14 protein-coding genes and 1 pseudogene are annotated in these 15,424 nt (G+C 46.2%); 6 read left to right on the top strand and 9 right to left on the bottom strand.

Translation table 11 applies throughout. The features are described 5' to 3' along the window. Nucleotides 1–3: 3 nt before the first annotated feature. From brxC to NM686_RS20070, 8 genes and pseudogenes are all read right to left on the bottom strand, one after another. Complete coding sequence (gene brxC, locus NM686_RS20105; protein ID WP_255189595.1) at nucleotides 4–3,633, bottom strand: BREX system P-loop protein BrxC; 3,630 nt, start codon at nucleotides 3,631–3,633, stop codon at nucleotides 4–6. Nucleotides 3,634–3,651: 18 nt separating this feature from the next. Beyond that, nucleotides 3,652–4,233: a DUF1788 domain-containing protein gene (locus NM686_RS20100; protein ID WP_255189594.1), complete on the bottom strand. Its 582-nt coding sequence runs from the start codon at nucleotides 4,231–4,233 to the stop codon at nucleotides 3,652–3,654. Next, nucleotides 4,230–4,847: pseudogene (locus NM686_RS20095) on the bottom strand (DUF1819 family protein). The gene NM686_RS20100 and the pseudogene NM686_RS20095 overlap by 4 nt, the downstream one beginning before the upstream one ends. After that, nucleotides 4,844–5,746 (bottom strand): WYL domain-containing protein, encoded by a 903-nt coding sequence (locus tag NM686_RS20090; RefSeq protein ID WP_255189593.1) that lies wholly within the window; start codon nucleotides 5,744–5,746, stop codon nucleotides 4,844–4,846. Before NM686_RS20090 ends, NM686_RS20095 begins: the two are co-directional and overlap by 4 nt. Before the next feature lie 159 nt (nucleotides 5,747–5,905). Then, complete coding sequence (locus tag NM686_RS20085) at nucleotides 5,906–6,559, bottom strand: 3'-5' exonuclease (protein ID WP_255189592.1); 654 nt, start codon at nucleotides 6,557–6,559, stop codon at nucleotides 5,906–5,908. Nucleotides 6,560–6,684: 125 nt separating this feature from the next. Next, nucleotides 6,685–7,443, bottom strand: coding sequence for a hypothetical protein (locus NM686_RS20080; protein WP_255189591.1), 759 nt, complete (start codon nucleotides 7,441–7,443; stop codon nucleotides 6,685–6,687). Between the two features lie 183 nt (nucleotides 7,444–7,626). Next, nucleotides 7,627–8,961, bottom strand: a complete 1,335-nt coding sequence (locus NM686_RS20075) for an IS1380 family transposase (RefSeq protein WP_255188233.1) — start codon at nucleotides 8,959–8,961, stop codon at nucleotides 7,627–7,629. Between the two features lie 92 nt (nucleotides 8,962–9,053). Next, nucleotides 9,054–9,230, bottom strand: a complete 177-nt coding sequence (locus tag NM686_RS20070; RefSeq protein ID WP_255189590.1) for a hypothetical protein — start codon at nucleotides 9,228–9,230, stop codon at nucleotides 9,054–9,056. Between the two features lie 44 nt (nucleotides 9,231–9,274). Between NM686_RS20070 and NM686_RS20065 the strand changes: the two genes are divergently transcribed. Then, nucleotides 9,275–10,525, top strand: a complete 1,251-nt coding sequence (locus NM686_RS20065; protein ID WP_255187011.1) for an ISL3 family transposase — start codon at nucleotides 9,275–9,277, stop codon at nucleotides 10,523–10,525. A 15-nt stretch (nucleotides 10,526–10,540) separates the two neighbouring features. Here NM686_RS20065 and NM686_RS20060 read toward each other — a convergent pair whose 3' ends face one another. After that, a complete protein-coding gene (locus NM686_RS20060) occupies nucleotides 10,541–10,837 on the bottom strand; it encodes a hypothetical protein (RefSeq protein ID WP_269021977.1) in 297 nt (98 codons plus the stop codon). A 294-nt stretch (nucleotides 10,838–11,131) separates the two neighbouring features. Here NM686_RS20060 and NM686_RS20055 point away from each other — a divergent pair, with 294 nt between their 5' ends. The 5 genes from NM686_RS20055 to NM686_RS20035 all read left to right on the top strand — a co-directional run bounded on the left by NM686_RS20055 (nucleotide 11,132) and on the right by NM686_RS20035 (nucleotide 15,277). Further along, on the top strand, nucleotides 11,132–12,466 hold the full coding sequence (locus NM686_RS20055) for an IS1380 family transposase (protein ID WP_255188233.1): 1,335 nt from the start codon (nucleotides 11,132–11,134) through the stop codon (nucleotides 12,464–12,466). Between the two features lie 442 nt (nucleotides 12,467–12,908). Next, nucleotides 12,909–13,634 (top strand): AAA family ATPase, encoded by a 726-nt coding sequence (locus NM686_RS20050; protein WP_255189588.1) that lies wholly within the window; start codon nucleotides 12,909–12,911, stop codon nucleotides 13,632–13,634. Beyond that, nucleotides 13,628–14,110: a hypothetical protein gene (locus NM686_RS20045; protein WP_255189587.1), complete on the top strand. Its 483-nt coding sequence runs from the start codon at nucleotides 13,628–13,630 to the stop codon at nucleotides 14,108–14,110. Before NM686_RS20050 ends, NM686_RS20045 begins: the two co-directional genes overlap by 7 nt. A gap of 15 nt (nucleotides 14,111–14,125) precedes the next feature. Then, a complete protein-coding gene (locus NM686_RS20040) occupies nucleotides 14,126–14,632 on the top strand; it encodes a hypothetical protein (protein WP_255189586.1) in 507 nt (168 codons plus the stop codon). A gap of 24 nt (nucleotides 14,633–14,656) precedes the next feature. Further along, nucleotides 14,657–15,277: a metallophosphoesterase family protein gene (locus NM686_RS20035; RefSeq protein ID WP_269023013.1), complete on the top strand. Its 621-nt coding sequence runs from the start codon at nucleotides 14,657–14,659 to the stop codon at nucleotides 15,275–15,277. The last annotated feature ends 147 nt before the right edge of the window (nucleotides 15,278–15,424 follow it).

The raw sequence follows: 15,424 nt of genomic DNA, 5'->3' as shown, positions 1-15,424 counted from the left end.
TCCTTACCTTATTCTGACCCGATCACCGGCGTTAACCGCTTTGGCCAAGCGCTCTCGAAGGGCAGTCAGATAAAGATCAATATCACTTTCCGTTTCAATAAAACCCTTAGGCGATACGGTATTGAGAATATCGCTTTGGCTGATGGTAATGGTTCGCTTAGGCGCTGGTTCAGCCACTTTGTTTTCGCCTGGAGTTGGCGAAACCGGTTTTTGCGTATCCTTTTGGCGAAGTATTTCAATATGTCGATTAATCAGGTCGTAGGCATCCTCTTCGTAATTGGCTGCTTCGGTATGATCGCTGACGATTTGCGGAATCGACTCGTTACTGCTGATCCGTTGCTTACAGAGTTGCAGCGGACGTAATGCTTTGTTCTGGACATCATCGGGCGCCGCCGCTTGTTTTAATGCGGCTTGAACGCGTTCAATCCGTTGCTCGACTTCAGTTTCGACGATTTGCCGCCGTTCCAGAATCAACTGCTGATTGATGATGTGTAGTTTTTCAATCAATGGATTGATATGGCGTAATTGATCGTACGGCGATGGCATGCCATAGATTCGATCGAGGTCATCCAATGCTTGCTTCGCCGTTGGGTCTTTTTCCAAAAACGGGCGGTTGGCTTTGAATTGGTCGTTCAGCGCTTTGGTTAGGTTCTGCCAAGTCTGGAATTGACTGTTGTAAAAGTCGTCGAGGTCTTCGAAGTCCTCGGCAAAATCTTCTAAAGCGTTATTTTGTTCAAGGCAGCGCTCGATTAAATTGAAGCTGTTGGACTGTTGCAGCACATCAGCCAACAGAATCAAACCCTGTTCGATTTTTTGCTTACCAGGGAAATGGCCGGTTTGGGCTTTGCTATTGAAGGACTTCAGGTTTTCGTGCCAAGTTTTGATTTCCTGTATCAGCAGTTCTGCCAGTTCCTTTTCACTGGTGCCGGTGAAGGTTTTATTGAACAGGTTTTTGACTAGTGTTGCGGCGTTTTTAAGCTGACGTTCGTCGTGCTGGCGAACCTTTTGAATGCGGATTTCGCCATATTTGCGCACGCTGGTAAATGGTTCGTAAGCCTTTTTCAGCGGTAGCTCACTGGCCCCCATGGTAAAGCTGATTTTGCCTGCCAGTCCTAGTCTTGCGACCAATAGCAGGATTTCATTAACCGGCCATCCATAGGGGCGGCGGGTAAATCGGTTAACGAGATCGCGCAAGTACACCGCTTCGTTACGCTCGATTTTTAAGGTAATGAACATCTCAACTTCGCGCGTGGCCTCTGGATTGCACTCCATGGCTTCCATATCGATGCCCAGTTGCACAACGTCATCAGCAACCATGATCGAATGCAATTCCCTTAGTACCTCACCAGGCGTGAGGCGTAGCATGTTGAGCTTGGCAAAGGTGTTTTCGATGACATACCGATAAGCTTCTTCCAGCATTGCTGAGGGTGAAGCCGTTTTGGGCGTTAGTTTGGCACCGATAGCAAACAGTTGGGCTTCGGCGAACAGTTGCTCCAGATCGTGACGCAGGCGTTTTTCGCGCTCGATGTTTTCAAGCTGTTTTTCCCGCAGCAGGTGCTCTTGTTCGGGACGCTGACCGGAGTTTTGTTTGAGAAAACGATCAGTTTTCAGGAAGCGAGCCAGGTCACCTTCGAGCCCTTTATGTCCGAATAGTAGTTGATGATCCGGTAACTTAACGAGTATGCAACCATTGCCTTCCAGAGTATGGTTTAAACAATGTTGTTCGTGGATAAAGGCTTCGTAATGGCTGTCGAGTGGCGATGTCACTTTGATCACCAAGTCTTCCAGCGAGGAACCGTCGCGGGGATGTCCGTTGCAGAAACGACTGATGTTAAAGTCTTGCTTGTTGACCGGATAACGGTAGACGTTTTGCCGCGACAACAGTCCGTCGAAGATCAGATTGGAAAGCTTGTTGGTCAATTCCGATGGCTCGACATCGGTGTGCAGGATTTCGTTTTCGATTTCCTTTTCTTCATTTGTCAGGAATACAAATTCGTCGCCGTTACGGGCAATCAGCATTTGCCGTTCCAGACGGTTCAAGCTTTCTTCGATCTGTTTACGCAGGGCGATTTTGTCGGCGTCGATTTGATCTATGCAGAGCGTGACCAGGTTATCGAGCGTGCTTTTCAAGACATCGACGTAACGGATCAGGAACAGGGTTTTCAGCAGTTTGCCATCGAAAGCGGTCAGCACATCGAGTTCGCAGGCTTGATCTATCGTGCGCTTGACGGCAGGTTCCAGGAAACTTTCGATCGGGCTGTAGAAACAATAAAAGGGAATTAAGGCACCAATGTCTTCATCCTTGACTTGTTTGGCCGCCGACTGAAACGCATCCAGCAGCGAGCGTTCGCCCATGGCCAAATGTTTGCCGGTAGCACCTTTGGTACGAATCGATTCAAAGACTTTTTGTACCAGTGGGTAGTGATAAGGAACAAAAGGATAATTATCGACAAATGAAGGCGCATCGCTATAGCCATTGAGTGCAGCCGTGGTAGTTTTGTCGAAGGCTAATTGGTTGCGCAGGATGTCGCCTTGTTCTGCAAAGACATTGGCTAAGGCTTCGGCAGCCGGTTCGGTTTTTTCCAATAGCCGTTTTTGAATGACTTCCGAGGTGTTGGAACTGGACAGTTGCAGGCGGGTGTAGAAGCGGCCCTGAATTTTGGAAAAGTCATCGCCACTGGTTTTTTTCAGTTGGCCTATGGCGGCTTCAATATCGGCTTGAGAAGTGACGATGACCCAAGCGCGTCCATTACAGAAGGTGCCTAAGTCTTCCGTGATGGTTTGCAGCTTGAGCATCATCTGGGTGTTCTGACCGATGAACTGGCCAACCTCGTCGACGAGGAACAGAATATTGCGGTCGCCGTGACTTTCTAGGTAGTCATTCACCCATTTGCAGAAATTGCGAATATCAAGCGGAAAGTTGTTTTCCAGTTGCTCAACCCATTGGCGGGTTGATTCCAAGGTTTGATTACTGGCGGCGGCCAAACTTTGTGAAAGTTCGTCACGATAAAAATCGTAGGCATCGCGCTGGGATTCCCAATCGGACCCCGTGAGTTCAGCAAACTTGTCTTTAAAGGCTTGGTATTGGTTGCGCTTGTCCAGTTCGCGCTCAAGATGGGCGATATGCGGAAAGTCCGCGCAGTAACCGACGCGCTCGTTAAACACTTTTAGGAAAACTTTCAGGATGGCGTTGTCGCCGTCATCCGTGTTCGCGCGCGAATCAATGTTGAATAGAATGACATCGGTCGGTTTGGAAACCGCGCTATGAATATCGCCGAACAGCATCGCATCATTGATTTTGTCTTTGAAAAAGTCGATGGCGAGACGGCTTTGACCATCTTTTTCGACTGAGCGGTTTTCCAATAGGTATGACAGAATTTTGATGAAATGCGATTTACCGGAACCGAAGAAACCCGAAACCCAAACCCCGATTTTTCCAGCCACCGCAGGATTGCGGTTCTTGATGGCAGGGACATAGGTTTCGAAAAAATGGCGGAAATGCCGATCCAATTCCTTGGTGATCACGTATTCGTCTAGCTCAACAAACACGCACTCGTTATCGAGCTGTTCGGCTTTGACGACGCCGTTAATGTCTCGGACGAGTGGCTTGGAAAAAATCTGCTCGATATTCACGAGTGGCTCCCTGCGGACTTATTTTTTAAAGGTTTCTGGGACGAGCTTGAAGGCTCGATAGTAGTTTTTGGAATCGATCAAACCGAATGGATGTAAATCCTGACCACTGTATTCGCCTGGATAGAACAACACCAGTGGGGTTTTACCCATCACATCTTGAAGCGCGCTCAGTAACTCGTGACCACGAACTAACGGCCAAGCATTACCCAGTCCGGTCAACAAGACGAAATCCAAAGTATCCGGTTGAATTTGGCTGGCAATGAATTCGGCCACTTTCTTCTGGCTGAGGGGGCCAGCCAATGTAGTTTTTATCGCTTCTACGCCGACCTGCTTTTCACGAGCAAATGTACGTTCCAACAATCCGCGCGAATTGAGCATGTCGATCAAAATTTGAAAGATGTTGACGTTCTTGAATTTGAAGCCGCGCTTTTCCAACTTCTCTGTCAGGTGCGTCACATGGTCTCTAACGATGAGCTCGTGTTTGGCGGGATAGTCGAAAATCCAAAAGCCAATTTCATTGCCCAACCCGTCATTTTTCAGAAACTGTGGGTTATCGATACGATCCAAAATGAGATCAAGGCGGTTTTGTAGGGCTTTCATAAGGTGCATTCCATGACCGGTTCGAGGTCTTCGCGATTAAGTTGCTGCAACCAGAACTTCGTCTCTGGGAGCAAATAAACAGGCTGTAAACGACGGCTTTTGTTGTTGTCCAGATAACCGGCTTCAACTAAAGCTCGAATGACATTGGTGCCGGTTTTTTTTAGAGTTGAATCGGATAAGTCATAAAGCCCTGGTAATGTGCGGCTGCGGTCATGCAGAAATACATCCCATGCATCCGATGCTAAATTTGGCTTATAGACGCGCTTGGTTTCCGCAACGACATGAGTCATGAAGTCGGCAACGACCGGCGTATAAGTCAGTAAGGCCAACATTAAAAGTTAAGTGTATAGAGGATCGGTTGCGTCTATAACGGTATGCATGAATGGCTTACCTAACGGTTCCAAACGTCGTTTTATCGTGCGCGCATAGCGAATCGCAGTGTTAGGAGATTTTTTCCGTAGCACGTTATCTTGGGTAATGATTTGTACCCATTCGTCCTCTGTGTGATCCAGCAATAAGCTTTGGGCAACAGCTTTGCTTTCAGCAACAAACAGACTGCCGCTGACTAAGTCGCGGATATAGTGTTTGGCTTTGTCGAATTCTGTTTTGCTCAAGGCCTTACGCCCGTATTGATTGTGGAATAGCCAGGTGCCAAAACCAGATTGTCTATTTCGGTTAGCGCTTGGCGATTTTTGAGCCAGAGGTGGTATTCATGCCCTACGAGCGCATGATTTTCTGAACAGTCGACATTCCAACGCCGAAGCACGTATCCAGCAACAGCGGCACGAACCGAAAGCGTCAGTTCACCATTCTGTAAGCCGTATTCATGTGCGATGGTTTCGGGATAGTGCAATGAAGGATGAGGTGCCAACTGAAGCTCGACGAATTGATTCCATTGCTGATCAGCAGCTTTCGATTCTGTATCCAAAATGGCTCGACTTTCGATCAACTGAGGTTGCTCGATACGGTTAATCACAAAGTCCGAAAATTGCTGCTTCAATCGATCGAAAGCCCTGACATGCCAACGCAAGCCGCTATCGATCAATGAGTGCGGAACAATTTCACGTTGTGTCAAGCCGCTGGAAAGTGATCGATAACTGATCGAGATAGCTTGCTTGCAGTAGATGGCACGAGTAACAAAAGCCAAGACATCGCATGCCGGAAAATGCAATTGGGTTGGGGCTTCAGCAGCGTCGAAGGTGTTACTGCTGGATACAAAGTCATCGCCGTAACCATGCAGCAACGCTGCTAACGCTTGATGACTGGAATAACTGAATAATGGTGAAAAGCCTTCGCGCTGGATGTAGGTTTTAGCCTTGGTGTCGTATTCGAGATTTTTGGGTGCCAATTCTTTGTAGAGCGTGATATCTCTAGTTGCAGCTGCCTCTTTGATGCCAAACCGAGCAACTAAGTCAGTGCGATTGACCGCCCCCAAAAAATACAGACGAAAGTCAATGTGGAACAGACGCTCTTGTTGAGTCTGACTGATGGCTTCTAGTAACTGATTGTGCATAACTCGCTAAAATTGAGGCCAAAAGACGGCAAGCAACATGGTCATCAATTATATGACCACCGTCAAAACAGATCAATAGCGTTCATGCAAAGAAGATAAGAAATTTCCAATGATGCGAAGTAATGAGTCAAAAAGAAAAATCAGAGACCTTTATTAATTTTATGCGATTTGTGCAATATCCTTCATAACTTGTAAAGTCGCCAGGCAATCACCCAACGCGGAATGTGCATTCATATTCTTCGAATTCCCGCCAGCCGCTATGAAGGCATTCAGTAGCGAGATCGTGCCGTAGCTATTGGTGGCACCATAGGCCTTGGCCGCCGAATACATCGCGCAATGTGTTTCTATTTTGTCTAAAAACCTTGAATCTAATCCAAAGGCTTTAAATGTGCTGTGCAAAATTTTGATGTCGTATTTAGCGTTAAAAATAACTACTAGTTTATTTTCGAGTAAAGCCTTAACCGATTCGGCATCTCGTTCAAATGTTGGTTTATTTACTAATGCTTCAGCAGTTATTCCATGAACGTTAGCGGCACCTGATGAGATAGCTACTGTAGGTTGATATCTTTCATTGTGCAAAACATTTCCAGATTCATCAATGACGGCAAGTTCAATTAATTGATCATTATCGCCTAACCCCGTAGTTTCCGTGTCCAAAATAATAAAACCATGCGAAAACAACTCGCGTATTATTTTACTAATGGGCGATAGTTGTGCATCAGAATATTCAGAAAAAGAAGAGCTATCTAATGTATTTAAGCAAGAATCGTTCTTTGGATTATTGCTACTATTTGTATAGTATTGATAATTCATTATATTGAGGCAGTAATGGATTTATATTAGTATTATAACAACCAAGTTAATAGTTGTTAATGCTAAAAACAATTATTGTCGACAGTGTGATTTAAATATAGAGCATCCTGCTGAATATTATTAAATTAATGGAGTGTTGAGTCATTGTCCTGCCAACGCTGAATCCATGGCTTTTTAGTGCTACTTTTCATTTTGACTTTTTTTTCTGATTTTATATCCTTTATTAAGAAGCTGCCGTCACTCGTGCGATATGCGCTTGAATAGTGATTTTGAGAGGCATCAGTGCAATGCCCCAAAGCCATCGAAATAGATTCCGTGTCAAGCCCTAAGTTATGTAGAGTTCCAGAAAATCGATGACGGAAGCAATAGGCTGTTGCCGCACCTTTCAACTGAGGCATACATTTTTTGCTTAGATATGTGACTTTATCGCAAACAGCCCCTGCATTTGCTTGAACAACCATCTTTCCGTTGCTCATTTTCAACCGATCAATTAGATACTTGAATTCGTTGGAATCAGAATACACTGAAAATCTACGCCATTCTTGGCCATAAACACCGCCATTAGTTTTTGCTCCATTAATTAATGCTTCAATCGATCCATCTTCAGTAAGTAAGAGAGTTACCCCAAACCCGACTTCTTGTGGGCGACAACCAGTAATCGACATCAAAGCAATAGCATCAGTAAAGGGGGTATTACTATCAATAGCCGCTTGAAAAATTCTTGATGTCCAATTTTTTGGCAGTGTTTTTAAGCGTTTTGCTTTTGAATTTTTTCTGCCTGATATATGATTTTTTTTACTCCATGTTGATTCGTAATTTCCACTTATCGTTTTGTTCAGCCTGAATCCGTGACTCCACATATTGCCAGACCTTTTATTCGTCATACTCTTCCAAAATTCGCTGAATTTAAAAGTGTGGTCCAGGCAATCGAGTTTAACGGCTAGAAATGCAGCGTATTATCTGGAATATTTTCCCTGCATGATTCAATTTGATGGACTTTAGGCGCAGGATTCCCAAGCCACTGTGAATTTGCGGCGTTGTGCTATCGATGGCAGAGCGATCAGTCGCTAGCCGGCGGCGAGTTTGGCGTAGGTGGATTCAAAAGCGATGAAACCGGGACAGCTCTGTGAAAAGCGCAGCTTCAGCCGGTGCCCGCTACGGATGAGTCGCGCGGCCAGATACATCAGTTCCTGGATCACGGTTTTGATACGCCGCCGCTTGGCAGGATGCCTGACCGGGCTTTGTTCGCCCAGCAAGCCGATCAGGCCTATCCAGCGCAGGATGTTGTAGCTATAGGCGCTGAGGCTCATGATCAGGTCGTTGGTGGCAAACTTGCCGGATGGCAGGCGCTCGATATCCAGATCGGTCTTGAATTCGCTGTGGAATTGTTCAGCGGTGGCATGGTCGCGATAGAGGGCAATAACCATGGCATCGTCGTAATCGGCCACCGGCAGACTGGTCCACCAGCCTTCGATTTCGATATCCGGTAGCACGAGGGCTTGGCCTTGAGCCGTGATGGTGCGCTCGGTGATTTGCATGACCCTGCGACAGGTATAGGTTTTACCGTTGCGAGTGTGTTGCTCCATGACACTGAACAAGGCCACGCGTTTGCCTTCGCGCGGTGTGGTCCACTGGCCGTGTTGTTCGGCGTAGGCCAGCCAGGCGTCGGCATCTTGTTTACGCGGGTTCCATTTGATGATGAAATCGACCTGATCGGCTTCGTGTAAGTCGATGCGATTGTCGAGCGCGTCGTGACCGCCATCCAGCCGGACCAACAAAGGCAAAGTCGTCAAACGTTTCGCGGCGGCGAGTCCGCGCTCCAGCGCATAGCGGAATTCGTATTGGCAATGCTGCTTGCCTTCGCGCAGTTCATTACCAATACACCAGCCCTCTTTACCCAGATAGAGGGCAATCGGGGCGTAGCCGTCAAAACCTTTGTAGGTTCGGGAGACGCCTTCTTTGCAGGTTTTTTCGTTGTTCATGGGGTAAACATCGATATCCAACGCGACATGGCCTGTGGCTAACGGCGTTACCGGCACCTGGGCGTGAGCCAGAAAATCGAGGTTGCTTTGATAAATGATCGGTAATAAGGCGTCAGCGTGTTCATCCAGCCGCTGTCTGAGGCGAGCGCTGGAGGGTACTTGATGAATGGCGAGCGCGGCTTTGAAATAGTCGTCGTCGCGATGGTTTTCGATGGCTTCGAAGTCGCTTTTGCCCAGGCTAAGGGTGCCTATATAGCTTTTGATAATATCGGCGTGAGCAATACCGTGCCGTAGCGGAATACCTTTTTCCAGCGCCTGATTGAGCTGGCCATATTGATTCAAACATAAACCGACCAAGGCTAATCCAGAATGGCTGGTATAAAATTCAGTTTCAGATTGCTCCAGGATAAACCGCTTCATGAATCACTCGCCGGGTGAATGGAAGAATAGCGGTATTATCCCAGAATAAGCGTTTTAAATCATTGCGTTGCGGCCGTGGATGACCTTTTAAGTCACGGATTCAGGTTCAGGTTTGATTTGTTAACATCAATTCCAATCGCATCGATCAACTCAAGATATTGAGCCAGTTTTTTGGTCTCTCTAACCCATTCTTCGATGTTCAATTTTTTGGCTCTTCCGTATTTTGCGGAGAAACCACTACATGTAGTGCTATAGTCTTTGCCTGCCACAGTGAGTTTTGCTAAGGTCGACAATTTAACGCTGGAGTATCGTGATGACACAGTCGCTACTTCAAATACCGCTGGATATACCTGATGTTTGTATCGAAAAAGTTGAAACCACCGCCAAAGGCGAGTTCATCATCACGGTCAGTAGTACGTTAACCAGTGCAACCTGCCATCAATGCGGCCAGAGGATCGATAAGTTTTATGGCTATGGCAGAGAAATCACCTTGCGTCATTTGTCGATTTTCGATCGGCCGGTTTGGATCAAGCTAACCCCCAAGCGCTATCGATGCCCTGACTGCCCCAAAGGTCCGACGACCACGCAACAATGTGGCTGGTATAACTGGAAAAGCCCCCATACCAAAGCGTATGAGCAGTGGATATTGCGTGAATTGATCAACAGCAGCGTGACCGACATGGACGTGAAGCACGGCATCAGCGCCGAAGCGGCGGAAGGGATTATCAATCGGCACGTGGCCCAACAAGTTGATTGGTCTGCCATCCAAGGCATTCGCTTGCTGGGACTGGATGAAATCGCTTTGAAAAAAGGGCATCAAGATTTTGTGGTCATCGTGTCGGCTATCGATACCGAGGACCATAAGCGGATTCTGGCGGTGCTGCCCGACCGCAAAAAAGAAACGGTTAAAGCCTTTTTGCAGAATATTCCCGAGGCACAGCAACACGCGTTACAACGCGTCTGCGTGGACATGTATGAAGGGTATCGCAACGCCGTCTATGAGACATTGCCCGGCGTCGAGGTGGTGGTTGATCGCTTCCATGTCGCCAAGCATTATCGAGACGGCGCCGACCAGGTCCGCAAGGCGGAAATGAAAAAACTCAAGAATACCCTGTCTGCCGAGGATTATGCCAAGCTGAAAGGCGCGATGTGGGCTTTTCGGAAGCGCTGGATGGAACTCTCTGCCGATCAGCAAACCGTTTTGCTTTTTCTATTCCAGCAAGCCCCCATTTTGCGAGAAGTCTATATCCAACGGGAGCTTTTGACGGGTATTTTTGAGCGCCGACTCAATAAGGCTGAGGCCGAAAAAGCCTTGGATCGCTGGATGGAGCATATCAAAGTCTTGAAGTTGAAGGGCTTTGATGCGTTTGTCAAAACCTATCAAAACTGGCGAAATGAAATCACCAACTATTTCATTCGCCGGGAAACCAGTGGCTTTGTTGAAGGGCTTAACAACAAAATCAAAAGCATCAAACGACGCTGCTTTGGCATTTACAATACCGTCCGCCTGTTTCAGCATATCTGGCTTGATATCGAAGGGAGACGGTTGTTCGGTTATGCATAACCCTATATGTCGGGGCTACTCCGCGAAATACGGAAGAGCCAATTTTTTTAGCTTATCAAGTCCCGGAACGACTTCGCTAATCTTATCTAGCAAAAAAGATATAAATGCGGCTTTATAAACATAATAGCTAGACTTCGAAACCTGACAATTGATCGACAGACATTTATCCAGGAAAATAAGTCTTTCTGCAATTTTGTTATAAGTTTGCCTTGTTTTGCCAGATACATTTCGCGAATTATTATATTTATGGTATTCACGGGCTTTTGCAATAATATTGTATTGTGCCTTTAAATCTAGGTTATTGTCATCCATGACTTTTGTTTTTTGTTTGACCTTTTATAAGTATTACATGAATTTTATTTTTGGCAAACATAGAATCTAGTGCTCTGCTTCGCATTCGCGCTGTATTTTTTGGTTCATTGCATTCACCATCTGACGGAGTATGCCGCTAACGCTACATTGCATACTCACATATTATTCCGATCACAAATCAGAATAATACCTGAATCCGTGACTTAAAAGGCCATCCACGGCCGCAACGCAATGATTTAAAACGCTTATTCTGGGATAATACCGCTATTCTTCCATTCACCCGGCGAGTGATTCATGAAGCGGTTTATCCTGGAGCAATCTGAAACTGAATTTTATACCAGCCATTCTGGATTAGCCTTGGTCGGTTTATGTTTGAATCAATATGGCCAGCTCAATCAGGCGCTGGAAAAAGGTATTCCGCTACGGCACGGTATTGCTCACGCCGATATTATCAAAAGCTATATAGGCACCCTTAGCCTGGGCAAAAGCGACTTCGAAGCCATCGAAAACCATCGCGACGACGACTATTTCAAAGCCGCGCTCGCCATTCATCAAGTACCCTCCAGCGCCCGCCTCAGACAGCGACTGGATGAACACGCCGACGCCTTATTACCGATCATTTATCAAAGCAACCTCGATTTTCTGGCTCACGCCCAGGTGCCGGTAACGCCGTTAGCCACAGGCCATGTCGCGTTGGATATCGATGTTTACCCCATGAACAACGAAAAAACCTGCAAAGAAGGCGTCTCCCGAACCTACAAAGGTTTTGACGGCTACGCCCCGATTGCCCTCTATCTGGGTAAAGAGGGCTGGTGTATTGGTAATGAACTGCGCGAAGGCAAGCAGCATTGCCAATACGAATTCCGCTATGCGCTGGAGCGCGGACTCGCCGCCGCGAAACGTTTGACGACTTTGCCTTTGTTGGTCCGGCTGGATGGCGGTCACGACGCGCTCGACAATCGCATCGACTTACACGAAGCCGATCAGGTCGATTTCATCATCAAATGGAACCCGCGTAAACAAGATGCCGACGCCTGGCTGGCCTACGCCGAACAACACGGCCAGTGGACCACACCGCGCGAAGGCAAACGCGTGGCCTTGTTCAGTGTCATGGAGCAACACACTCGCAACGGTAAAACCTATACCTGTCGCAGGGTCATGCAAATCACCGAGCGCACCATCACGGCTCAAGGCCAAGCCCTCGTGCTACCGGATATCGAAATCGAAGGCTGGTGGACCAGTCTGCCGGTGGCCGATTACGACGATGCCATGGTTATTGCCCTCTATCGCGACCATGCCACCGCTGAACAATTCCACAGCGAATTCAAGACCGATCTGGATATCGAGCGCCTGCCATCCGGCAAGTTTGCCACCAACGACCTGATCATGAGCCTCAGCGCCTATAGCTACAACATCCTGCGCTGGATAGGCCTGATCGGCTTGCTGGGCGAACAAAGCCCGGTCAGGCATCCTGCCAAGCGGCGGCGTATCAAAACCGTGATCCAGGAACTGATGTATCTGGCCGCGCGACTCATCCGTAGCGGGCACCGGCTGAAGCTGCGCTTTTCACAGAGCTGTCCCGGTTTCATCGCTTTTGAATCCACCTACGCCAAACTCGCCGCCGGCTAGCGACTGATCGCTCTGCCATCGATAGCACAACGCCGCAAATTCACAGTGGCTTGGGAATCCTGCGCCTAAAGTCCATCAAATTGAATCATGCAGGGAAAATATTCCAGATAATACGCTGCATTTCTAGCCGTTAAACTCGATTGCCCGGACCACACTTTTAAATTCAGCGAATTTTGGAAGAGTATGACGAATAAAAGGTCTGGCAATATGTGGAGTCACGGATTCAGGTAATGAGTTAGCGGATCGAATATCGATTGGGAAAGATGAGCGCAAATTTTACGGCTCGCTACTGCCTGAGCATTCGACAAAACCACTCGTCGAGCCCACACAAGCTACTTTTGATCGTTTTCAACAGCTTTTTCTTGATTATCCAAACGCTGAAGAACTACTGAGTTATATTCAAGACTTTCTGCATCTACGGAGCATATCAACCCAACGCCCCATGTATTTCCCCGCTGTGTTAATTAGCGGACCAGCCGGTATCGGCAAGACGGCAGTCATTCAAGCGATCTGTCGTGCTCTTGATATCGATTACGGATTTTATGATTTTAGTAGTGCTAGCAGCTCTTGGGGGCTATGTGGCCAAGACAGTGGCTGGAATGGCAGTCATATCGGACTAGTGCTTAAAAAACTGTTATATGGAACATGTGCAAATCCCGTCATTCATTTGGATGAGCTCGATAAAGGGCTGATTAACCATAATTTAGACCCGTACCTCGCATTACATACTCTTTTAGAGCGGCCTCAGATGCGTCAATATTGCGATGCCTATGCTCAAAATTTGCCGGTAGATGCATCATACGTCAGTTTTTTTGCAACAGCCAATAATATTCAAGCGATATCGCGCGTCATCTTGTCTCGCTTTAGAGTAATAGAACTTCAGCCGCCATCGCCAAAGCAAATGCGACGTATTGTATTAAATATGTATCGTTCTAAATTAAAAGAAGAAGGTGTTGAACAAGTATTTAAAGCTGATTTAAATGAGTCAGTTATTGATTTTCTTGCTAAAAAGACACCGCGTGAAACCGGTTTAATTATTGCGCGAGCTATTGCAGCGGCTTCCGCTCAGAAACCGACATCTGGCGAATTGCATGAGCTGCAACTGGACCACTTATCAGAGTGTCAAGCCCAAGACACTCATGGGCGTAAAATGGGGTTTCTATGGTGAAAAACAGCGAACCAGCGAAGCTTTCGGATTATCAGCACGCAGAAATGCTTATTCAAATCATGCGTGAGATTTGGGATAAGGCCAAATTTCTTATAGCAAATATGGATACGCATACGCAATTTCTAGTCGAGAAAACTAATCTGTACATATGCCAAATGAACAGAAGAAATGCTAAGTCAACGGCAAAAGACAAAAAATGCTTTATTGATTTAATTGAATCTATAAACCATTACTCAGTCCTGATTTATAAATATCATGACTTATTAAATAGCCATGAATGTTCTTATCAAGTGCCTTTAGCGTTTTATAAAAAGTTACGGCATGAGCTCGTCGTTCAGATCGTGATTGATATTCGACGCATTACAATGCTAATTGATGCAATGTCGGCATTGGCAACGTGTGATTTTGTGTTTAAGCGATGGCGATACGAATTGTCGAGATTTGTCGTTTTAGATTTTGAACTGCAAGGCTATTAAAAGGATATGAAATCGATGAAAGTAGAAAACTTAAACAGTAGCGTTTTTCGACCTCTACAGCAAAATGCTCTTGGAGATAACAGCATAGATGATGACACAATGATTTTATGCCGAAAAATCGAGTTTATGCTGAATGCTATGGCTATCCATATTAGCCATTTTTTTTCTATCACTGAAAACTACGTTAGTCAGTTAGCAAACGTCGAAACCTTAAATGTTTCTAATAAGCGCGATTTATTTCGCCTGATTAGTGTTAAAGATGACTATGCGTACTGCGTAAATTCAATTAGAACACTACTTCGGAATGATGGAAATGATTTAGTTAAATCAATACCTGGCTGCCTGATGGATTGTTATAAACACGAGTTAAGTTTGAAGGTTGCACGTGATATAAATTCAGCAAAAAAGTATTTGAAATTGCTTGAAATGTATTCAGCACCAAGTAGAAAATACTTGATAGCAAAAAAATGGCGTCATGCAATGAATGAACTCAAAAACCTAGATTATTTAGTTAGCGTTTGACCGAGGTGGCGTTTGGTTTTGCGCGTGGTCTGTTTATCTGATTTTCACGGTAGAAAAATCCGCTTTTCCATACCGTCGGGCAATGTGTTAGTAGTCGCTGGTGATATTTGCAATCGCGGCAATCTAGAGGAAATTGAGCGCTTTGATCGGTTTTTAGCCGATCTGCCTCATGAGCACAAGCTAGTTGTAGCGGGGAATCACGATTGGCCTTTTGCTAAGTTACCCGTCGAGAACGCCAGCTCTTTGTTAAGAAATGGCATTTATCTTCAAGATAGCAGTGTAACCATTGATGGAGTAAAGTTTTGGGGAAGTCCATGGCAGCGAAAATATTTTGACGGGGCTTTCGATCTGAATCGTCAGCAGGATTTGGTTGAAAAATGGAATAAAATTCCCAAGGACACAGATGTTTTGATTACCCACACTCCGCCGTACGGAACTTTGGATAAAACTCGACGTGGCAATCACGCTGGTTGCAGGGATTTAGCAAAGATTGTTCAAACAATCAACCTTAAAGCCCACATCTTTGGCCACATTCATGAGCATGCTGGTAAGCAGCGCGTGTCAGGGTGTATTTTTGTCAACGCGTCTATTGCCAAACATTATCACAACAAAGCTTACGCGCTCACGACTATCGATATCGATTGATTGATGAAGGCGCAGTTCGCGGCGTAAAAGAAACGTCTTGTTTTTGTGTCCCTACACATCCGAATTATCCGAAATCTTTAAAGATTTCGGATAATTCGGATGTGTAGGCGATAAATAAATCCGGTTCTCACCTATAAGGTCGCGTCC

Origin of the sequence: Methylomonas rapida, assembly GCF_024360925.2 — a bacterium.
Classification (GTDB): domain Bacteria; phylum Pseudomonadota; class Gammaproteobacteria; order Methylococcales; family Methylomonadaceae; genus Methylomonas; species Methylomonas rapida.
The sequence above is the reverse complement of the archived record's forward strand: the minus strand, read 5'-3'. Positions and strand labels throughout refer to the sequence as shown.